General features: G+C 68.9%; 18 protein-coding genes. 9 read left to right on the top strand and 9 right to left on the bottom strand.

The features are described from left to right. Positions 1-9: 9 nt before the first annotated feature. The 3 genes from Q8S38_RS18365 to meaB are packed head-to-tail and all read right to left on the bottom strand — an operon-like array spanning position 10 to position 3,090. Positions 10-1,401, bottom strand: a complete 1,392-nt coding sequence (locus tag Q8S38_RS18365; protein WP_305681792.1) for a TIGR03808 family TAT-translocated repetitive protein — start codon at positions 1,399-1,401, stop codon at positions 10-12. A gap of 56 nt (positions 1,402-1,457) precedes the next feature. Next, on the bottom strand, positions 1,458-2,099 hold the full coding sequence (locus Q8S38_RS18360; protein ID WP_305681791.1) for a pyroglutamyl-peptidase I: 642 nt from the start codon (positions 2,097-2,099) through the stop codon (positions 1,458-1,460). A gap of 4 nt (positions 2,100-2,103) precedes the next feature. Beyond that, complete coding sequence (gene meaB, locus Q8S38_RS18355) at positions 2,104-3,090, bottom strand: methylmalonyl Co-A mutase-associated GTPase MeaB (RefSeq protein ID WP_305681790.1); 987 nt, start codon at positions 3,088-3,090, stop codon at positions 2,104-2,106. 118 nt (positions 3,091-3,208) lie between these two features. On the opposite strand from meaB, the gene Q8S38_RS18350 reads away from it, so the two are divergent. The 3 genes from Q8S38_RS18350 to Q8S38_RS18340 all read left to right on the top strand — a co-directional run bounded on the left by Q8S38_RS18350 (position 3,209) and on the right by Q8S38_RS18340 (position 6,470). Continuing rightward, entirely contained in the window at positions 3,209-4,384 is a 1,176-nt protein-coding gene (locus Q8S38_RS18350) for an alpha/beta hydrolase (protein ID WP_305681789.1), read from the top strand. A 109-nt stretch (positions 4,385-4,493) separates the two neighbouring features. Beyond that, positions 4,494-5,516, top strand: coding sequence for an alpha/beta hydrolase (locus Q8S38_RS18345; RefSeq protein ID WP_305681788.1), 1,023 nt, complete (start codon positions 4,494-4,496; stop codon positions 5,514-5,516). 57 nt (positions 5,517-5,573) lie between these two features. Continuing rightward, positions 5,574-6,470 (top strand): alpha/beta hydrolase family protein, encoded by an 897-nt coding sequence (locus tag Q8S38_RS18340; protein ID WP_305681787.1) that lies wholly within the window; start codon positions 5,574-5,576, stop codon positions 6,468-6,470. 4 nt (positions 6,471-6,474) lie between these two features. On the opposite strand, the gene Q8S38_RS18335 is transcribed toward Q8S38_RS18340, so the two are convergent. Next, on the bottom strand, positions 6,475-6,933 hold the full coding sequence (locus tag Q8S38_RS18335) for an Lrp/AsnC family transcriptional regulator (RefSeq protein WP_305681786.1): 459 nt from the start codon (positions 6,931-6,933) through the stop codon (positions 6,475-6,477). Positions 6,934-7,083: 150 nt separating this feature from the next. Here Q8S38_RS18335 and Q8S38_RS18330 point away from each other — a divergent pair, with 150 nt between their 5' ends. Beyond that, complete coding sequence (locus tag Q8S38_RS18330; protein ID WP_305681785.1) at positions 7,084-8,367, top strand: cystathionine gamma-synthase family protein; 1,284 nt, start codon at positions 7,084-7,086, stop codon at positions 8,365-8,367. Between the two features lie 116 nt (positions 8,368-8,483). On the opposite strand, the gene Q8S38_RS18325 is transcribed toward Q8S38_RS18330, so the two are convergent. Then, positions 8,484-9,221: a DUF3750 domain-containing protein gene (locus tag Q8S38_RS18325; RefSeq protein ID WP_305681784.1), complete on the bottom strand. Its 738-nt coding sequence runs from the start codon at positions 9,219-9,221 to the stop codon at positions 8,484-8,486. Between the two features lie 127 nt (positions 9,222-9,348). Between Q8S38_RS18325 and Q8S38_RS18320 the strand changes: the two genes are divergently transcribed. The 5 genes from Q8S38_RS18320 (at position 9,349) to Q8S38_RS18300 (ending at position 13,775) form a co-directional block, all read left to right on the top strand. Next, positions 9,349-10,464, top strand: a complete 1,116-nt coding sequence (locus Q8S38_RS18320; protein ID WP_305681783.1) for a polyamine ABC transporter substrate-binding protein — start codon at positions 9,349-9,351, stop codon at positions 10,462-10,464. Positions 10,465-10,524: 60 nt separating this feature from the next. Next, complete coding sequence (locus Q8S38_RS18315) at positions 10,525-11,679, top strand: ABC transporter ATP-binding protein (protein WP_305681782.1); 1,155 nt, start codon at positions 10,525-10,527, stop codon at positions 11,677-11,679. Next, the gene (locus Q8S38_RS18310; RefSeq protein ID WP_305681781.1) at positions 11,676-12,593 is read left to right on the top strand and encodes an ABC transporter permease; all 918 of its coding nucleotides are present in this window, start codon (positions 11,676-11,678) and stop codon (positions 12,591-12,593) included. The genes Q8S38_RS18315 and Q8S38_RS18310 overlap by 4 nt, the downstream gene beginning before the upstream one ends. After that, a complete protein-coding gene (locus Q8S38_RS18305) occupies positions 12,590-13,378 on the top strand; it encodes an ABC transporter permease (protein ID WP_305681780.1) in 789 nt (262 codons plus the stop codon). Before Q8S38_RS18310 ends, Q8S38_RS18305 begins: the two co-directional genes overlap by 4 nt. Positions 13,379-13,496: 118 nt before the next feature. Beyond that, on the top strand, positions 13,497-13,775 hold the full coding sequence (locus tag Q8S38_RS18300) for a hypothetical protein (protein ID WP_305681779.1): 279 nt from the start codon (positions 13,497-13,499) through the stop codon (positions 13,773-13,775). 61 nt (positions 13,776-13,836) lie between these two features. On the opposite strand, the gene scpA is transcribed toward Q8S38_RS18300, so the two are convergent. The 4 genes from scpA to Q8S38_RS18280 form a co-directional block, all read right to left on the bottom strand. After that, the gene (gene scpA, locus Q8S38_RS18295; protein ID WP_305681778.1) at positions 13,837-16,002 is read right to left on the bottom strand and encodes a methylmalonyl-CoA mutase; all 2,166 of its coding nucleotides are present in this window, start codon (positions 16,000-16,002) and stop codon (positions 13,837-13,839) included. Then, positions 15,999-16,823: a bifunctional hydroxymethylpyrimidine kinase/phosphomethylpyrimidine kinase gene (gene thiD / locus Q8S38_RS18290; protein WP_305681777.1), complete on the bottom strand. Its 825-nt coding sequence runs from the start codon at positions 16,821-16,823 to the stop codon at positions 15,999-16,001. The genes scpA and thiD overlap by 4 nt, the downstream gene beginning before the upstream one ends. Before the next feature lie 12 nt (positions 16,824-16,835). Continuing rightward, on the bottom strand, positions 16,836-18,803 hold the full coding sequence (locus Q8S38_RS18285) for a methylmalonyl-CoA mutase subunit beta (protein ID WP_305681776.1): 1,968 nt from the start codon (positions 18,801-18,803) through the stop codon (positions 16,836-16,838). Between the two features lie 180 nt (positions 18,804-18,983). Continuing rightward, positions 18,984-19,370: a DUF2267 domain-containing protein gene (locus tag Q8S38_RS18280; RefSeq protein ID WP_305681775.1), complete on the bottom strand. Its 387-nt coding sequence runs from the start codon at positions 19,368-19,370 to the stop codon at positions 18,984-18,986. Between the last annotated feature and the right edge of the window lie 9 nt (positions 19,371-19,379).

The raw sequence follows: 19,379 nt of genomic DNA, 5'->3' as shown, positions 1-19,379 counted from the left end.
GGCCGCGGCTTATCCCACCGCGTTGTTCTCGACCCGCACGCCCGCCGCCCGGGCGTCGGGCGCCTTCGTCAGATCCCCCGTGACCGCCTTCCCGTACTCGGTCCCGACGACGGCGCCGCGGCTGGCTTCGGCGATGACATTGCCCGAGATCACCGCATTGCGCTGTTTGGGGACCAGCGAGACGGAGATGCCGATGCCGGTCCGGCGCACCATGTTGCCGGTCGCGACGAGATTGCGCATGCCCCAGGACCAGCCGAGCGAGATGCCGATCTCGCTGGCGTCCTCGATGACGTTCCCGGTCACCGCGGCCTCGGCCTCGACATGCACGCCCATGCCGCCGATCGGCTCCTTGACGCCGGGATAGAGCCCTTTGCGGGCATTGCGGACGATGTTGTTGGCGAAGACGCTCAAGCGGCCGCCATGGTCGAGATTGGTGATGTTGGCGCCCTGCGCGCAGTCCTCGACGAGGTTGTTGGCGATGATCGCGCCCTCGAAGGCAAATTCCGAATAGAGCCCGACCTCGCCGCAGCGCTTGCCCTGATTGCCGAGGATCTGGACGCTGGCGCCGGAGTTGTTGCGGATGAAGGTCAGCGCGCAGTCGCGCAGCTGGTTGCCCTCGATGATGACGCCGCCAGCCTTGTAGAGGCTGATCCCGTTGCCGTTGGGGCCGTCGCCGCCCGCGTCGGCGCGGATGCGCTCGACGCGGTTGCCGCGCACGAAGGAGCGCTCGTCGCCCGCCTGGCTGCGCCAGAGCTGGATGCCGTTGTTGCCGCAATCCTCGACGCGGTTGCGCTCGATGCGAAGCCCCCGCGAGTCGAGGGAAAACAGCGCTGATTCGCGCATGGTGCGGAAGCTGCTGCTCTCGATGTCGCCGCCCGTGCGATGGATCACGAGCCCGACCGAGCCGGCATCGGCGAAGGCACAGTCGCGGATCTGGAGGACCTCCACATCCTCGGCCGTGAGCAGGCCCTGGCGGCCGGCCGCGCGCAGGCCGAGCCCGTCCAGCGTCACGCCGGTCAGCGACGATCGCTGGGTGCCACGCGCCTCGAGCAGCGGGCCGGGCTGGGCCGCCACCAGCGTCGTCGCGCCCGGCACGCCGATCAGGCTTGCCCCCTCCGGCAGGCTGACGCGGCCGATGCGGTAGCGCCCCGGCGCGATGACGAGCGGAACCTGGCGCCGTGCAGCTTCAGCGAGTGCGCTCCGCAGGCGCTGCGATTGATCCTCGGCGGCGCCCGGCCGAAAGCCGAAATGGGTGGCCTCCAGTCCGAACCCGCCCAGGGGCACCGGTTTGGCGGCGCGTGTAGACTGGCCGAGCCCGGGTGCGGCCGCGAGCGAGCCTGTCCCGAAAACAGCCATGGCCAGCAGCGAACGCCGCGATATCGCGAGAGGAGTTTGCGCCATGCGAGCGGTGGTTCAAGCACCGTGCCGACGGCGCCTGTGCCGTTCCGGCACGTCGATCAGCCGGCCCCGCGGCCCTGACGCGCGAGCGCGGCCCCGATCTCGGCGAGGCTCGCCACCAGCACCGCCTTCGCCGGGCGAAAGCCCGCGACGCGTCGTGCCGGGCGCGAACCGGGGGCAGGGCGCAGCCAGGGCACATGGATGAAGATGACCGGCACGCCGCTGCTGCGGTTAGGCCGGAGGGCGGCCGCATAGCAGGCGTCACAGAGATAGCGCCCGGCCGAGGGGGAGAGCGCGCTGCGCAGCCCGCGGCGCCGCAGAGCCGCCAGCGCGGCCTGGGGATGGGCCGTCGTGCGCAGGGGAAGGGCAGCCGGCACCGGCCTCGCGGTCGGAGTCGCCCCGCTGACGTCGGGATGGAGCGGGCTGGCATGGCCGCGGCCGAAGAGTTCGACCCGGATCTTGCGGGCGCGCGCGGCCAGCCCGAGCATCAGGATCGCCCGGGGGCGGGAATCCGCGAGATGCGCGCGCAGCCGCGGCAGCCCTCCGGCATAGCTCGTCTCCAGGATCAGGGCGTCGGCTGCGAAGCCGGTGGCCTGCAGCCGCTTCGTCACGGCCCGCGCCAGAGCGGTCGTCGGATTGACCCGCACCCGCGGGAAGGGGCCGAAGCCCGTGACCAGAATGTCGGCTCGACCTTGCCTCATCGTTTCAAAGGCCCAGGGCCCGGGCGATGTCGTCGGCCGCCAGCGTCGGCGCCAGCGTGCCCGCCGCGACGGCGGCTTCCAGCGCCGGCGTCGCGGCCTTCAGCGCGGGGTCGTTGCGCAGCTTCGCCTTGAGACGATCCTCGACCATGGCCCACATCCATTTCACATCCTGCCGATGACGCTTGTCGGCGATGAGCCCCTTCGCCTCATGGCGGGCGCGGTGATCCTCGATCCTGGCCCAGAGCGCGTCGAGCCCGTCGCCGGTCAGGCCCGAGATCGTCACCACGGGCGTCGACCAGAGCGGAGAGGCCGGCGCCAGGATGTGCAGCGCGGCCTGATACTGAGCCGCGGCGGCGCGCGCGGCGGTCGCACCCGCTCCATCCGCCTTGTTGACCGCGATCATGTCGGCGAGTTCGATGATGCCCTTCTTGATGCCCTGCAACTCGTCGCCGGCATTGGGCAGCATCAGGACCAGGAAGAAATCTGTGAGTTCGGCCACGGCCGTCTCGGATTGCCCGACGCCGACCGTCTCGACCAGGACGACGTCGAATCCCGCCGCCTCGCAGAGCAGCATCGTCTCGCGCGTCCGGGCGGCGACGCCGCCGAGCGTGCCCGATGAGGGCGAGGGCCGGATATAGGCGGCCGGATCGACCGCGAGCCTCGCCATGCGCGTCTTGTCGCCGAGGATCGAGCCGCCGCTGCGGGTCGATGAGGGATCGACGGCGAGCACGGCGACCTTGTGTCCGCGCTGGGTGAGAAAGCTGCCGAGGGCGTCGATCGTCGTGGACTTGCCGACGCCGGGCACGCCTGTGATCCCGACGCGGACGGCGCCGCCGGTCCGCGGCAGCACCGCCTGGATCAGCTCGCTGGCCTGGCGGCGGTGATCCGGCCGGCGTGATTCGACCAGCGTGATCGCCCGCGCCAGCGCCGCCCTGTCGCCGGCGAGCAAGGCGGCGACCAGTGCGGTGACAGGAGCGGGAGGATCGGCCATAAGCTCCCCTAGCAAGGCCGAGGGTCCAGCGACAAGGTTTCGCCGGTCGGCTCTGCCGTCATCGTAAGGCGCGCGGGCGTCTCGACGGTGCATCGCGCACGGGGAGAGCTGTCAGGCGATGATGACGATGCGTGCGGCGATGCGGTTTCGGATTCTGGTTTGGGCGGTCGTCGCGCCGCTGGCGCTGGGCGCCTGCGGGACGCCGCGCGTGCTCCAGATCAACCCGGCTGCTAGCGCGCCCGCGGATATCGCCGGCAAGGTGGAGATGTTCGTCGCGACGACGCGCGAGGCCTCGTCCGAGCCTGTCTACTTCAATGGCGAGCGGGGGGCGCGGCTGGCGTTCGCGCGCCTGGATTTCACGGTCCCGCGGGCTCACAAGACCGGCGAACTCGAACTGCCGGATTCGGGGCCGAGCGATCCGGCCAAGCATTTCGCCGTCACCAATGTGCAGCGTCTGGACCTCGCGCCGATCGTCGCCGACGTCGGTCGCGAGATCCTGAAGCGGCCGGCCTCGCAGCGCGACGTGCTGGTCTTCGTGCATGGGTTCAACACCAACTTCGCCGATGCCGCGTTCCGCTTCGCCCAGATCATCCATGATTCGGGCTTCAAGGGCGTGCCGGTTCTGTTCACCTGGCCCTCGCGCGGCCAGTTGCTGGCCTATCCCTATGATCGCGAGAGCGCCTATTATTCGCGCGACTTCCTCGAGCTCAATCTGCGGGCCATCGCGCGCGATCTCGGCACGACGCGCATGGATATCCTGGCGCATTCGATGGGCACGCTGCTGACGCTGGAGTCGCTGCGCCAAGCCTCGATTCGTGGCGACGGAACCTTCGGTGGCAAGCTTCGCGACGTGATCCTGGCGGCGCCCGACGTCGATCTCGACGTTTTCAGGACCCAGATGCGCGAGATCAAGCGTCCGGTCACCGTCTTCGTCTCGGCGGATGATCGCGCGCTCGATTTTTCCCGCCGCTTCGCCGGCGACAAGACGCGGTTGGGGGCCGTTTCGGCGAAGGACACAGAGATTATCGCCGAACTCGAGAAGCTCGGCGCGCGCATCATCGACCTCTCGGAAGTGGCGTCGGGCGACCCGCTGAACCACAGCAAGTTCGCCTCCTCGCCAAAGGTCGTGCAGATGATCGGCCAGCGTCTGCAGGCGGATGGCGGCATCGCCACGGCCGGTCCCCAGCTCGGCGACCGGCTCGGCGACATCGCGGGCGGCGTCGTCGGTACCGTGGGGTCGACCGTGGGGCTGGTCGTGACCGCACCCGTGACCATCATCTCGGGTGGCCGCTGAGCCACGGTCGCGGTGCAATGGCTCGTGATCGAGGGGATCGCCGCATTCTGGCCGCGTTAGCCTGTCGTTAAGAGGGCGCTGGCCAATTCGGCCCCTCACGATCGACTGGATGCCCGACACGATGCTTGGTTTGCGGCACGCTCCCACCTGCCGTCGTGCAGCGCTCGCCGCGCTGCTCGCGCTGTCGCTCTCGGCCTGTGCCCAGAGCGAGGTCACCGTCTCGCCCTTCTCGGAGCCAACCCGCGCCGACGCATCCGCGATCGGCAAGGAGCCCGAACTGCTCGTGGTGACGACGCGCAAGCCGGTCGGCCCGCGCCAGCCCTTCTTCGGCTCGGATCGCGGTTCGCTGACCTTCGCCGAGGCGCGTCTTTCACCGCCCGCGGACGGGATTTCGGGCCGCGTCTCCTCCGCCGTCAGCGGCGACTGGGCGGTGCTCGGCCTCGACAGCCAGACCTCGGCCGAGGCTGGCCGCGCTTTCGCGCAAGCCGCGACCGGCCGCGACGTGCTGCTCTATGTGCATGGCTACAACGAGACCTTCGAATCCGCGGCGCGCAGCGCCGGCCAGCTCTCGCATTCGCTCGAATTCCAGGGCCGCACCGCGATCTTCTCCTGGCCGTCGGGCGGCAAGCTGTTCGACTATGCCTATGACCGCGAAAGCGCGCTGTGGTCGCGCGACGGCTTCGTCAAGGCGCTGCAGGCCCTCGTCGCCAACCCGACGGTCGGCCGCATCCACATCGTCGCGCATTCGATGGGCACCTTCCTGACGCTGGAAGGGCTGCGCGAGCTGCGCGATTCCGCCGACGTCTATTCCCGTATCGGATCCGTCGTCCTCGCCTCGCCCGACATCGATATCGACGCCTTCGAGCAGACTGTCGGCAAGCTCGGCCCGCTCGCCCGCCGCATGACGCTGATCATCGACCCGGGCGACCGGGCCCTGGCGATCTCCGCCCGCATCGCCGGTGGCGTCGCGCGCGCCGGAGCGGCCGACCGCTCGCGCCTGGAGGCCCTGGGCGTGCGCGTCGCGGACACCTCCGGCCGGGGCTGGAGCATGCTGCGGCACGACCTCTTCCTCTCCGACAGCGAGGTTACGCAGGTCGTGCGTCGCGCCATGGACCGCGGCAAGGGCGCCTGAGCGGCTTGCCCGGTCGGGCGGTCCCGCGCAAACTCCGCGCCGAGGAGGCGTGGATCGATGGCGACGGTCGGCCGGGTTTTGGTGGCAATGCTCCTGCTGGTCTGCGGGCCGCAGATCGTCGCGGCGCATGACCTCACGCCTTTCCAGGAGGCGGGGCGCAGCCATGTGATCCACGAGGACGTCTCGCCCACCGGCGCCGAGCCGATCAATATCGAGACCTATGTGCCTGCGGCTTGTACGACGAAGCCCTGCCCCTTGGTGATCGCGATCCACGGCCTCGAGCGCAATGCCGAGAACGCCCGCGAAAACTGGGTCGAGGCGGCCGAGCGCTACGGCCTGCTTATCGCCGCGCCGCATTTCGACCGGGACCGGTTCCCGACGCGGCTGTTCCAGCAGGGCGGCGTGCGCGACGAGACGGACCCGGACCGCTGGGTCTATGCCAGCATCGAGCGCTTCTTCGATCGCGCCTTGGCCAGCGGCCGCGTCGCCGGAACGAGCTATGTCCTGTTCGGGCACTCGGCAGGCGCGCAATTCGTCCACGGCATGGCCCTGCTGATGACGGCAGCGCGCTTTTCGACCGCCATCAGCGCCAATGCCGGCTATTACACGCTGCCCGTCCGGCCGAAGTCCGGCGGCTTTGCCTATCCCTATTCGCTGGCCGGTACGCCCGCCACCGATGCGACGCTGGCGGCCGTCCTCGCAAAACCGCTTTTGGTGATGCTCGGCGAACGCGACGACGACCCCGCCCATCCACAACTGAACCACAGCCGCGGCGCGGATGCGCAGGGCCCGAACCGGCTGGCGCGCGGGCGCCATTTCATGGCGGTGGCGGCCGGCGAGGCGGCCCGGCTGAAGGTCGAGAGCCCCTGGCGCGCGATCGTCGTGCCGGGCGTCGGCCATGATTCGCGGCGGATGGCCGCCGCCGCGGCGGAGGCCGTCTTCGCGGGGCGCTAGCCGCTCACAGCGGCGGCAGGCCGATGCGCTTCTTGACCGTCGCCAGCGCAAAGTTGGATTCGACCGACTGGATGCATTTCAGCCGGGTCATCTTCTGCTTCAGGAAGCGCTCATAGCCCTCGATGCCATCGGTCAGCACCCGCAGCAGATAGTCCTGGCTGCCGGTCATCAGGTAGCATTCGGTGACCTCGTTCCAGCCTTCGACCGCCTTCTCGAACTCGGCGATGTGCTCCTGCGTCTGCTGCGAGAGCCGCACCGAGACGAAGACGCTGAAGGGCAGGCCATAAGCCTTGGGATCGACCGTGGCCGAATAGCCCTGGATCACGCCGGTCTCCTCCAGCCGCTTCAGCCGGCGCAGGCAGGGCGTGGGGGACAGGCCGACCTTCTGCGACAGATCCTGGTTGGTGATGCGGCCGTCCTCCTGGAGAACGGCGAGCATGCGGCGATCAACGCTGTCGAGCATGGACTGCTCCTCATGAAACGAAATTTGGCAGAATGATGCTGAAATGAAATCCTAGACAGTCGAAGCCATCCAAGCAATCGTCGGCGGAGCGCCTTATCTTCAGGCGAACGGATCGGCACCCTCCGGCCGCGGTTCGACAGGGAGATCGTCATGAGCGCAGACAATTATCACAAGGACCGGATCGCCAACCGCAAGTTGCATCCCGAGACGCTGATGATGGGCTTCGGCTACTCGCCGGCCATGTCGGAGGGCTCGCTGAAGCCGCCGATCTTCCTGACCTCGACCTTCGTCTTTGAGAACGCCCAGCAGGGGAAGGATTTCTTCGACTTCACCTCCGGCCGCCGCCAGCCCAAGCCGGGCGAGAAGCCCGGGCTGGTCTATTCGCGCTTCAACCATCCCAACATGGAGATCCTCGAGGATCGCCTGGCGATCTGGGACGAGGCGGAGAAATGCGCCGTCTTCGCCAGCGGCATGGCAGCGATCGCCACGACCTGCTTCGCCTTCCTGCGGCCAGGCGACACGATCATCCACTCGCGCCCGCTCTATGGCGGCACCGAGACCCTGCTGAAGAACCAGATGGGCGCCTTCGGCGTCACGCCCTTCGGCTTCACCGACGGGCTCGACATCGCGCAGATGCGCGAAACCGCCAAGGCCGCCGCCGCCAAGGGGCGTGTCGGCATGATCCTGGTCGAGACGCCCGCCAACCCGACCAACGGCCTCGTCGATCTCGCCGCCTGCAAGATGATCGCCGACGAGCTCGAAGCCTCGCAGGGCCATCGCCCGCCGGTCGTCGTCGACAACACCATGCTTGGCCCGAAATACCAGAAGCCGCTGAAGCAGGGCGCCGATCTCTCGCTGCTCTCGCTGACCAAATATGTCGGCGGACACTCCGACCTCGTCGGAGGCTCGATCAGCGGCTCTGAAGCCTTGGTGCGACAGGTCAAGAGTTGGCGCGGCTCACTGGGCACGCAACTCGACCCCAACTCCTGCTGGATGCTGATGCGCTCGCTCGAGACGCTCGACATCCGCATGAGCCGCGCCAACGAGAATGCCCGGCTGGTCGCCGACTATCTCTCGGCCCATCCGAAGGTCGCCAAGGTGCATTATCTCGGCGACCTCAAGGACGGCGACCCGCGCAAGGCCGTGTTCGACCGGCAATGCACGGCGGCCGGCTCGACCTTCGCCTTCGACGTCGTCGGTGGCGAGAAGGAGGCCTTCGCGCTGCTCGACAACCTCCAGATCATGAAGCTCGCGGTTTCGCTCGGCGGCACCGAGACGCTGGTTTCGCACCCTGCCGCGATGACGCATTCGGGCGTCGCGCGCGAATTGCGTGAGGAGATCGGCCTGACCGACGCGCTGATCCGCATCTCCGTCGGCATCGAGAACATCGAGGATCTGATCTCGGATCTGGCCCAGGCGCTGGAGGCGGTGTGACGCTCGCCGCCCGTCATTGCGAGCGCAGCGAAGCAATCCAGCCGGCCCGCTCGCCGTCCTCCTGGATTGCTTCGTCGCTGCGCTCCTCGCAATGACGGTGGGCGTGTTCGTGTCGCCTAAACCCCGACCCGCCCCCAGCCCGGCAGCTTTAGCGCCGGGCTGCGCAGGTCGAAGCCGGCCACCAGTCCGAGCAAATTGACCTCCACACCCTCGACCCAGCCGATGGTGAAGCCGGCGAGCCCATAGAGAGAGGCCTGCACGCCGGTCCGGCTCGGCGTCAGCCCCGCGAACAGCCCATCCTCGCGGAAATCCTTGCCGATCGCGGTCGGCGGCAGGGCCCGCGCCAGTTCCGGCACCTCGGCCATGACATGCTGGACGAAGCTGTTGGAGTTGGGGCCCGGCCAGGCCTGGTAGCTGCCGGGCGTGACATAAGCATAGCTCTTCACAGCCGCGCGGATGCGCGGGATCAGCGCTTCCGCCGCCGCGCCTCGGATCTCGGCCACCGGCTCCGGCAGGTTGCCGTACCAGCGGCCGTCGGCCTCGCGATGGTTGACGCGCACCGGCGTGCCCCAGCCGACCACGTCGAAGCGCGTATAGGCGCTGGCGCCGGCTTCCTTCACCACCACCCAGGAATGATGCGCGAAGACGCCGCGCCAGCGGCCGACGCGGGCGGCGAAGACATGGACCGTGGCTTCGGGCTCGGTCGAGGCGGCGGGCAGGAGCTTCGCGCTCGACCAGTCGGCCCGGCGCCAATCCTCCGCCATCCCCTGCATCGACCACCAGGCGGCATGGGTCAGCAGGGGCAGGATGAACAGCAGGGCGAAGAGCAGGGGAACGAGACGGGCGGCACGCATGGACCTTGATATGTGGCAGCCCTATTGCATCGCAAGATCGCCAGTGCGCCGCAGGGATCACAACGGCTTGAGGCGTGCGCCCAAGCTGATAGCCTTGCCGCCATCTGCAGGAAGGGGAATCGGATCGATGACGATACGGCGTGGCTGGCTCGCAGGATTCCTTGGCACGGCGGCGCTGGGGCTCTCGCTTCTGGCGACGGACCCTGTCGCGGCGCAGAACAAGGAACTGCGCATCTACAACTGGTCCGATTATGTCGACCCGGAGGTTCTGGACGCCTTCAAGAAGGAAACCGGGATCACCGTGGTCTATGACACCTTCGACCAGATGGAGACGGTCGAGACCAAGCTGCTGGCGGGCAAGACCGGCTATGACCTCATCGTCGTCACCGCCTCCTTCCTGCCGCGCCACATTCCGCTGGGCCTCTATGCGCCGATTGACGCCGCCAAGGTGCCCAACCTCAAGAATGCCTGGCCCGAGATCCAGGGGCGGCTGGCCAAATACGACCCCGGCAACAAGCATGCCGTGAACTACATGTGGGGCACCACCGGGATCGGCTACAACGTCGCCAAGATCAAGGAACGGCTCGGCCCTGACGCTGTGATCGACAGCTGGAAGATCCTGTTCGACCCCGACCAGCTCAAGAAGCTCTCGAACTGCGGCGTGCATGTGCTGGATGCGGTCGAGGAGATGTTCCCCGCTGCGCTGCGCTATCTCGGCCTCAACCCGGATTCGAAGGCCGAGGCCGACCTGAACAAGGCCGGCGAGCTCTTGCGCAAGATGAGGCCCCACATCCAGAAGTTCCACTCGTCGGAATACATCAACGCGCTGGCCAACGGCGACATCTGCCTCGCCGTCGGCTATTCCGGCGACATCCTCCAGGCGAAGAAGCGCGCGGAAGAGGCCAAGAACAAGGTCGAGATCGCCTATGCCATCCCCAAGGAAGGCGCGCTGATGTGGTTCGATTCCTTCGTGATCCCGAAGGATGCGGCCAATCCGGACGCCGCGCTCGCCTTCATCGACTTCGTCAATCGGCCGGCGATGGCGGCGAAGAATTCCGACTTCATCCAGTACGCCAATGGCAACATCGCCTCAAAACCGTTGCTCTCGGCGGCGGTGCGCGACAACCCCGGCATCTATCCGCCGGATGCGGTGATGGCGCGGCTCTACACGATCACCCCTTACGACCAGAAGTCGCAGCGGCTGGTGAACCGGCTCTGGACCCGGGTGAAGACCGGCAAGTGAGCGTACGGGCAAAGTGAGCGTACGGGCGTGAGCGAAGGGCGGGGACGGGGCGCGGCCACCATGCGCAAGGCATCGCCCGGCAGCGTGCGTCGCGCCTTCCAGCCCTGGAACGACCCCGCCGCGCAGCCGCTGGTCGAGTTCCGCGCCGTGACCAAGCGCTTCGGCGGCGTCACCGCGGTCGCCGATGTCTCGCTCTCGCTCTACCCGCGCGAGTTCTTCGCGCTGCTCGGCCCCTCCGGCTGCGGCAAGACCACGCTGATGCGGATGCTGGCGGGCTTCGAGACGCCTGACGAAGGGCAAATCCTGCTCGACGGCGTCGACATCACCGCTGTCCCGCCGCATCTGCGGCCGGTCAACATGATGTTCCAGTCCTATGCGCTGTTCCCCCATCTCAGCGTCGCCGACAACATCGGCTATGGCCTGAAGCGCGAGGGGCTGCCGCGGGCCGAGATCGACCGGCGCGTGGCTGAGATGCTGGCGCTGGTCAAGCTGGACGGGCTGGGCAAGCGTCGGCCGGACCAGTTGTCCGGCGGGCAGCGCCAGCGCGTCGCGCTCGCCCGCGCGCTCGCCAAGCGCCCGAAGCTCCTGCTGCTCGACGAGCCGATGGCGGCGCTCGACCGCAAGCTGCGCGAGGCCACGCAGTTCGAGCTGATGGACATCCAGAGCGAACTCGGAACCACCTTCATGGTCGTCACCCACGACCAGGACGAGGCCATGACCATGGCCGACCGCATGGCGGTGATGGACCATGGCCGGCTCGTCCAGATCGCCCCGCCCGACGTGATCTACGAGGCCCCCGTAAGCCGCCACGTCGCGGAGTTCGTCGGCGACATCAACATCCTCAAGGGTCGCGTCGAATCCGTCAACGGCGATCTCGTCAGCGTGACGACGCCGCTGGCGGGCCGCGTCGAACTCGATGAGGAGGCGCCGGCCCTGTCGCCGGGCGCGCCGGTCCTCGTCGGGCTGCGGCCGGAGAAGATCGCGCTCAGCCATGACGAGCCGGCCCAGGCCGCCAACAAGGTCCGCGGCGAGATCTGGGACATCGGCTATCTCGGCGACATGACCATGGTTCAGGTCATGATCGGCGGCGACGACGGCCAGCTCCTGAAGGTCTCCCTGACCAACCGCTCGCGCCGGATCGAGCGCCCCTTCGCCTGGGAGGATACGGTCTGGCTGTCCTGGGACGTCGAAGCCGGGCTGGTGCTGAAGCCGTGAGCGGGCCGGTCTCGCCCGTGAAGGCACCCGGCCGTCTGGTCGTCGCCGTGCCCTATCTCTGGCTGGGGCTCTTCTTCCTGGCGCCCTTCGTCATGGTGCTGCGGATCGCGCTGTCGGATGCCGCCACCGCGCTGCCGCCCTATGCGCCGCATTTCGAGGGCTTGGCGGCCCTGCGTGACTTCCTGGCCGGGCTCGATCTCGAGAATTTCGGGCTGATCTGGGAGGATCCGCTCTACTGGCAGAGCTATCTCTACTCCCTGCGCATCGCGGCGCTGACCACGCTGATCGCGCTCGCGATCGGCTATCCGCTGGCCTATGCGATGGCGAGCGCCCCGGCGCGCTGGCGCGCCATCCTGCTCGTGCTGGTGATCCTGCCGTTCTGGACCTCCTTCCTGATCCGGGTCTACGCCTGGATCGGCATCCTGCGGCCCGAGGGGCTGCTCGACATGGCGCTGGCCGCGCTCGGCCTGAGCGATCAGCCGCTGCGCCTGCTCAACACCGAGACCGCGGTCCTGATCGGCATGGTCTATTCCTACCTGCCCTTCATGGTGCTGCCGCTCTATGCGACGCTGGAAAAGCTCGATCGCAGCCTGCTGGAGGCCGCCGCCGATCTCGGCGCGACGCCGCTCAAGGCCTTCCTGACGGTGACCCTGCCGCTCTCGCTGCCCGGCGTTCTCGCCGGCTCGGCGCTGGTCTTCATCCCCGCCATCGGCGAATTCGTTATTCCCGACCTGCTCGGCGGGCCGGACACGACGATGATCGGCAAGGTTTTGTGGACGGAGTTCTTCTCCAACCGCGACTGGCCGCTGGCCTCGGCCGTGGCGGTCGTGCTGCTGGTGGTTCTGGTCCTGCCGCTGGCGCTGTTGCAGCGGGCGCGGCTCGCGCGGGCCGGCGAGGGGGGAGGCGCGGCATGACCCGGCTCGGCCCCGGCCTCATCCTCGCCCTCGTCGCGGGCTTCGCCTTCCTCTATCTGCCGATTCTGGCGCTGATCGCCTATTCCTTCAACGCCTCGCGGCTCGTCACCGTCTGGGGCGGCTTCTCGACGCATTGGTACGGGACGCTGCTCGCCAACGAGCCGCTCCTCTCGGCCGCCTGGCTCAGCCTGCGCCTCGCCTTCGTCTCGGCCACGCTCGCCACCGCGCTGGGGACGCTGGCGGCGTTGGCGCTGGCGCGACAGGGCCGCTTCCGCGGGCGTCTGCTCTTCACCGGCATGGCGCTGGCGCCGCTGGTGATGCCGGAGGTGATCACCGGCCTCTCCCTGCTGCTGCTCTTCGTGGCGGCGGATGTGGAGCGCGGCTTCTGGACGGTGACGATCGCCCACGCGACCTTCGGCCTCGGCTTCGCCTGCATCGTCGTGCAGGCCCGCCTTGTCGGCTTCGACCGCTCGCTGGAGGAGGCGGCGCGCGATCTCGGCGCCACGCCGCTGGTGACCTTCTGGACGGTGACCTTACCCTTGATCGCGCCGGCGGTGGCGGCGGCCTGGCTGCTCGCCTTCACCCTGTCGCTCGACGATCTCGTAATCGCGAGCTTCACCACCGGGCCGGGCGCCACGACCCTGCCGATGCGGCTCTATTCGGCCGTCCGGCTCGGCGTCTCGCCCGAGATCAATGCCGCCTGCACCATCCTGATCGGCTTCGTCGCCACGGTGGTGATCGCGGCCTCGCTGCTGCTGAAGCGGCGCCAGGCCCTGGGGGCCTGAGCGGCAGGGCAGCTAAACGACAGGTGAATGGCGGCCTCAAACGCCGTTCAGGCGCAAGCTGCGAATGTCCGGGTCAGGCGAGGGGATGTCCCCGACGCCATCAGACAGGACGAGGACCATGTTCCGCCATTTCGCCGCGACCAGCCTGGCCAGCCTTGCCATCGGCGCCGCCGTCTTCGCCGCGGCCAGCCTCACCACCGTCAGCCCGGCGAAGGCCTTCGGCGGCCGCTACGAGCGCGGTTACTATGGACCGCCGGCCCATGGCTGGCGTCCGCCGCCGCCCGTCGTCCATGGCTATTGGGGCGAGCGTCGCTGGCGGCGCTGGCATGAGGAGCGCCAGTTCCACGGCGCGCCCCCGCCGCGTTACGGCTATGGCTATGGCCACGGCTGGCGCTGATCGCTCGCTGCGGTCGCTGTGATCAGGGGACAGGCGCGGCCCACCGGCGGCGCCTGTCTTTTTATTCGGCCGCGTCGCGCTGGACGTAGCCCAGCTGGCTGTTGAGGTCTTCGAGCAGCTTCTCGGCCGCATCGGCGATGACCGTGCCGGGCGGGAAGATCGCCGCCGCGCCGGCGTCCCTCAGCGCCTCGAAATCCTGCGGCGGGATGACGCCGCCGACCACGATCATGATGTCGGGCCGCCCGGCCTTGGCGAGCGCGGCCTTGAGCTCGGGCACCAGCGTCAGATGGCCGGCCGCGAGCGACGACACGCCGATGATGTGGACGTCGTTCTCGACGCCCTGGCGGGCCGCCTCGTCGGGTGTGGCGAAGAGCGGGCCGATGTCGACGTCGAAGCCGAGATCGGCGAAGGCCGAGGCGATCACCTTCTGGCCGCGGTCATGCCCGTCCTGCCCCATCTTGGCGACGAGGATGCGCGGGCGGCGGCCATCGGCCTCCTCGAAAGCCTGCGTCATCATCTGCACGCGCATCACCGCCGGGTTCATCGTGCCGACCTCCCGCTTGTAGACCCCCGAGATCGACTTGATCTCGGCCCGGTGGCGCCCGAAGACCTGCTCCATCGCCAGCGAAATCTCGCCGACGGTGGCCTTGGCGCGGGCCGCCTTGACCGCGAGGTCGAGCAGATTGGCCTCGCCCTTCGCGCCCTCGGTCAGGGCGGCGAGCGCGGCCTGGACCTCGCTTTCGTTGCGCTCGGCCTTAAGGCGCTTGAGCTTGTCGAGCTGCTGCGCCCGCACCGAGGCGTTGTCGACCTTGAGCACGTCGATCGAGGCCTCGTTCTCCGGCTTGAAGCAGTTCACGCCGATGATGGCCTGCAGCCCGCCATCGATGCGCGCCTGCGTCTTGGCGGCAGCCTCCTCGATGCGCAGCTTCGGGATGCCGGCCTCGATCGCCTTGGCCATGCCGCCGAGCGCCTCCACCTCCTGGATATGGCCCCAGGCCTTGGTCGCCAGCTCCGCCGTCAGCCGCTCGACATAATAGGACCCGCCCCAGGGATCGATGATCCGGCTGGTGCCGCTCTCCTGCTGCAGCAGGATCTGCGTGTTGCGGGCGATGCGGGCGGAAAAGTCGGTCGGCAGCGCCAGCGCCTCGTCGAGCGCGTTGGTGTGCAGCGACTGGGTATGGCCCTGGGTGGCCGCCATCGCCTCGATCATCGTGCGCGGCACGTTGTTGAAGACATCCTGCGCCGTCAGCGACCAGCCGGACGTCTGGCAATGGGTGCGCAAGGGCAGCGACTTCTCGCTCTGTGCGCCGAAATCCTTGACGAGCTTCGCCCAGATCAGCCGGCCGGCGCGCAGCTTGGCGACCTCCATGAAGAAGTTCATGCCGATCGCCCAGAAGAAGGACAGGCGCGGCGCGAAGGCATCCACCCCAAGCCCCGCGCGCTGGCCGGCGCGGATGTATTCGACGCCGTCGGCGAGCGTATAGGCGAGCTCGAGGTCCTGCGTCGCCCCGGCCTCCTGCATGTGATAGCCGGAGATCGAGATCGAGTTGAACTTCGGCATGTGGGTCGAGGTGTAGGCGAAGATGTCGCCAATGATCCGCATCGAGGGCGCAGGCGGGTAGATATAGGTGTTGCGGACCATGAACTCCTTGAGGATGTCGTTCTGGATGGTCCCCGAGAGCTTGGCGGCCGGCACGCCCTGTTCTTCCGCCGCGACGATGTAGAGCGCGAGCACCGGCAGGACGGCGCCGTTCATCGTCATCGACACGCTCATCTGGTCGAGCGGGATGCCGGAGAACAGGGTGCGCATGTCGTAGATCGAGTCGATCGCGACCCCGGCCATGCCGACATCGCCGCCGACGCGCGGATGGTCTGAGTCATAGCCGCGATGCGTCGCCAGATCGAAGGCGACGGAGAGTCCCTTCTGCCCGGCAGCGAGATTGCGGCGGTAGAAGGCGTTGGAATCCTCCGCTGTGGAGAAGCCGGCATATTGCCGGATCGTCCAGGGCTGGTTGACATACATCGTCGGGTAGGGCCCGCGCAGATAGGGCGCGATGCCCGGCAGGGTGTCGACGAAGGGGAGCCCGTCGCGATCCTCTGGTCCGTAGACTGGTTTCACCGGGATGCCCTCGGGCGTCAGCCAGGCCTCGCCGGCCGGCAGCGCGGGAGAGGCGGGGCTGGTGCCGTCGGCATAAGCCAGCGTCGTGAAATCCGGGATGGCTGTCATGGCTGTCTCCCGTCCTGACGATCCCACCAGTGGTGGAAATGATGCACCGGTCCGTGCCCATGGCCAACCGGAACCTCGTCGGCCGCTGCGATCGCCGCCGAGATGTAAGTCTTCGCCTGGCCGACGGCTTCCGGCAGCGAGAGCCCTTTCGCCAGCCCCGAGGTGATGGCCGACGACAGGGTGCAGCCGGTGCCGTGGGTGTTGCGGGTGGTCAGGCGCGGCGCGGCAAAGCGCTGGCGGCTGCAGCCCGCGAGCAGCAGCAGATCGCTGCTGCTGTCGCCGCCACCGTGCCCGCCCTTGATCAGGACGTTGGCGGCGCCGAGCGCGGCGAGCGCGTCCGCCTGCCGCTCGACCGCGTCCTCGGTTTGCGCCTCGCCTGTGCCGAGCAGGGCGGCCGCTTCCGGCAGGTTGGGGGTGATCAGCGTCGCCAGCGGAAAGAGATGGCGGTGGATGGCGGCGACGGCCTCGTTTTCCAAGAGCCGCGCACCCGAGGCCGCAACCATCACCGGATCGAGCACGATGTTGCGCGCCTTGTGGCGCTTCAGCCCCTCCGCCACGGTCTCGATCAGCTCGGCCGTCGCCAGCATGCCGATCTTCACCGCGGCGACGTCGAGATCCTCGAAGACGGCATCGATCTGCTGCGCGACGAAAGCCGCCGGCACGGCATGGATCGCGCTGACGCCCTTCGTGTTCTGGGCCGTCAGCGCGACGATGACGCTGGCTCCATAGACCTGATGGGCTGCGAAGGTCTTGAGATCGGCCTGGATACCGGCGCCGCCACTGGAATCCGAGCCGGCGATGGTCAGGGCGATGGTGGTCATGGCCCGGTCTCCTCAGGTGGCATCGTGCGCGCGCCCCAGCGCGTCGAGCACGTCGCAGCCGGCATAGATGAACGACCTCACCCCCGCATTGTTCAGCGCCGCCTCCAGTTCGCCGGGCCGGCCCGCGAGCCAGACGGTCGCGCCGGCCGCGGTCAGCGCCTGCGCAACGGGGACGCCCTCGGCCACATAGGCGGCGTCCGCCCCGCACAGGCAGGCGAGCCTTGCGCCCGAGGCGGTGAAGGCGGCCGCGAGCGCGGCGAGATCGGTGCCGCCCTCCCGCGCAAAACCCTCGCCGACCGGGGCGGCCAGACCGCCCGCCTCGAACAGGTTGCGCGCGAAGCCGGCTCGCGCGGTGAAATCGGCGACCGGCCCGAGCGTCGCGAGGAAGACGACCGGCCTCTCCGAGGCCGCATCGGCCCGGTCGCGCAGCGTCTCAAAGGGTTCGGCCAGCCGCTGCGACGGGAGGGCCTTCGCCCGCAAGCCGTCCTGCGGCGCGATCAGGCCCTCCTGGCGTTCGGCGCCTGCGGCGAGCCGAGCGATCAGGGCGTCGGGATCGGGCGCAGTTCCGGTCCGGCCCGTCGACGTGCCGATGGTGACCGGGGCCACATCCAGCACGGCAACCGCGGCCTCCCTGAGGTTCGGGAATTCGCTCGTACCGGTGATCGGCTCGCGCCGCGTCGCAATCGCCTTGGCGTGCGCTTCGCGCTGATGTTCCAGCGCCGTCTGGGCCGTGCCGGCGGTGAGCGCGGCGAGGATGCCCGGCAGGCCGTCCTTCGCCTCCCGCTCGATGGCCTGCATCTGCGCCCAGCCCTGCTCGCACAGCGCCTGCGTCAGCGTCTCGAAGCTGCCGGAGCCCGCGGCGGGGTCGGCGACGCGCCAGAGATTGGCCTCCTCCAGCAGCACGAGCTGGGTGTTGCGCGCGATGCGGCGGGCGAAGCCGTCTGCCAGCCCAAGCGCAGCGGTAAAGGGCTGAACCGTCACGCCATCCGCGCCGCCGATGCCCGCCGAGAAGGTGGCGACGGTGCCGCGCAGCAGATTGACCCAGGGGTCGCGCCGCGTCAGTGAGCGCCAGGCCGTCTCGGCATGGAGAACCATCGGCGCGGGCGTTAGCCCACAGGCGCCTTGGATCCGGGTCCAGAGCAGGCGGGCCGCCCGCAGCTTGGCGATGGTCAGGAACTCGTCGGTGTCCGCGACCAGCGTGAAGGAGATCGCGTCGCGTGCCTCCTCGAGCGAAAAGCCCTCGGCTTCCAGCGCGCGCAGATAGGCGATAGCTGTCGCCAGGCCAAAGCCCAACTCCTGCGCCTCGCTGGCCCCGGCCTCATGCCAGGGCCGGGCATCGACCGTGACGAAGGGGCCGCTGAAGCCGCGCGCCTTCAGCGCCCGAATGGTCGCGGCGAGGCGGCGCCCGACCTCGGACCAGGAGGCCGAGAGTCCGCCGGTGCCGGCGAAGACGCCAATCGGGTCCATGCCGAAATCGATGGCGAGGGCCTCGGGTGAGAGCCCGCGCGTCTCGACCAGTGCCGCCAGCAGCAGCGCGTTGACGCGGCCTTCCGGGGCCGGATCGAGCCGCAGCTGGATCAGATCGAGCATCGCGCCGTCGAGAGCGGCATCGAGCGCGGCGACGTTCTCGGAGACGAGGCCATAGCCGCGCGCCGCCGGAGCTCCGGCGAAAGCGATCGTCAGCGCGTTGGCTCCACCCTCCAGATCAGCGAGAGCCAGCTTTTGCGCCTCGGCCGGGTCGGGATGGTCGAGCCGGGCCGTAACCTGCCAGCGCCCGGCCTCGGCGCGCAGGGGCCGGGCCGGCGGGGATGCCGCCGCATAGAGCGGCTCGACACGGATGCCGTCGGCCGTCTTGGCCACCAGGCGCTTCTCGAAATCGCCGCCCTTCAGCACCTTGTCGACCGCCGCGCGCCAGGCCTCCTGCGTCGGAGCCGGAAAGGCGCTCATGAAGGACAGGTCGGGGTCCGGGGCCGAAGTCATGCGAGCCTGTCCTCGTATTCGCCGCCAGACGCGGACGTCCGGCGGTGATTGCCATGCAAGACGCTGCGCCGCCATTCCTACTTCGTCGCAACGCGGCTGCGCAAACCTGCGCCGGGGAGGGCGCAAACGACAACGCCGCCTCGCGGCGGCGTTGTGACGTTCACATTGCGGCGGGGCGGCTCAGACGAACTGGCCGAGACCCGGGATGGCGCCGACGATCGCGCCCATCGCGTCTTCGCCCGCCTTCTCGCGGCCCACCGCGAACATCTCCTTCGAGACCGACTGGATCTGCCCCATCGACAGGCCGGCGCCCATCAGCTGGCCGCCCAGCGCCATCACGCCGCCGCTGCCGCCCATCATGCCGCCGACCATGCCCATCAGCCCGCCCTTGGCGCCGCCTTCGGCATTGGCGAGCTCCTGCGCGCCGGGAAGCGCCGCCATCAGCTCGCCGATCTCGGCCGGAGGGCCTTCCTTCTGCAGGAAGGCGAGGATGATGCCGATCGCCTTGCGGGCGAGCTCTTCGTTGAGGCCCGAGGCCGCGATCACGCGGGAGATCAGTTCATCCATGGTCGTCGT

Origin of the sequence: Allobosea sp., from assembly GCF_030695125.1 — a bacterium.
Classification (GTDB): domain Bacteria; phylum Pseudomonadota; class Alphaproteobacteria; order Rhizobiales; family Beijerinckiaceae; genus Allobosea.
The sequence above is the reverse complement of the archived record's forward strand: the minus strand, read 5'-3'. Positions and strand labels throughout refer to the sequence as shown.

What these genes read in the sequence shown, in the direction of transcription:
- Q8S38_RS18365 (WP_305681792.1), bottom strand. Translation starts at nt 1,401, where the DNA reads ATGGCGCAAACTCCTCTCGCGATATCGCGGCGTTCGCTGCTGGCCATG.
- Q8S38_RS18360 (WP_305681791.1), bottom strand. Translation starts at nt 2,099, where the DNA reads ATGAGGCAAGGTCGAGCCGACATTCTGGTCACGGGCTTCGGCCCCTTC.
- meaB (WP_305681790.1), bottom strand. Translation starts at nt 3,090, where the DNA reads ATGGCCGATCCTCCCGCTCCTGTCACCGCACTGGTCGCCGCCTTGCTC.
- Q8S38_RS18350 (WP_305681789.1), top strand. Translation starts at nt 3,209, where the DNA reads ATGATGACGATGCGTGCGGCGATGCGGTTTCGGATTCTGGTTTGGGCG.
- Q8S38_RS18345 (WP_305681788.1), top strand. Translation starts at nt 4,494, where the DNA reads ATGCCCGACACGATGCTTGGTTTGCGGCACGCTCCCACCTGCCGTCGT.
- Q8S38_RS18340 (WP_305681787.1), top strand. Translation starts at nt 5,574, where the DNA reads ATGGCGACGGTCGGCCGGGTTTTGGTGGCAATGCTCCTGCTGGTCTGC.
- Q8S38_RS18335 (WP_305681786.1), bottom strand. Translation starts at nt 6,933, where the DNA reads ATGCTCGACAGCGTTGATCGCCGCATGCTCGCCGTTCTCCAGGAGGAC.
- Q8S38_RS18330 (WP_305681785.1), top strand. Translation starts at nt 7,084, where the DNA reads ATGAGCGCAGACAATTATCACAAGGACCGGATCGCCAACCGCAAGTTG.
- Q8S38_RS18325 (WP_305681784.1), bottom strand. Translation starts at nt 9,221, where the DNA reads ATGCGTGCCGCCCGTCTCGTTCCCCTGCTCTTCGCCCTGCTGTTCATC.
- Q8S38_RS18320 (WP_305681783.1), top strand. Translation starts at nt 9,349, where the DNA reads ATGACGATACGGCGTGGCTGGCTCGCAGGATTCCTTGGCACGGCGGCG.
- Q8S38_RS18315 (WP_305681782.1), top strand. Translation starts at nt 10,525, where the DNA reads ATGCGCAAGGCATCGCCCGGCAGCGTGCGTCGCGCCTTCCAGCCCTGG.
- Q8S38_RS18305 (WP_305681780.1), top strand. Translation starts at nt 12,590, where the DNA reads ATGACCCGGCTCGGCCCCGGCCTCATCCTCGCCCTCGTCGCGGGCTTC.
- Q8S38_RS18300 (WP_305681779.1), top strand. Translation starts at nt 13,497, where the DNA reads ATGTTCCGCCATTTCGCCGCGACCAGCCTGGCCAGCCTTGCCATCGGC.
- scpA (WP_305681778.1), bottom strand. Translation starts at nt 16,002, where the DNA reads ATGACAGCCATCCCGGATTTCACGACGCTGGCTTATGCCGACGGCACC.
- thiD (WP_305681777.1), bottom strand. Translation starts at nt 16,823, where the DNA reads ATGACCACCATCGCCCTGACCATCGCCGGCTCGGATTCCAGTGGCGGC.
- Q8S38_RS18285 (WP_305681776.1), bottom strand. Translation starts at nt 18,803, where the DNA reads ATGACTTCGGCCCCGGACCCCGACCTGTCCTTCATGAGCGCCTTTCCG.
- Q8S38_RS18280 (WP_305681775.1), bottom strand. Translation starts at nt 19,370, where the DNA reads ATGGATGAACTGATCTCCCGCGTGATCGCGGCCTCGGGCCTCAACGAA.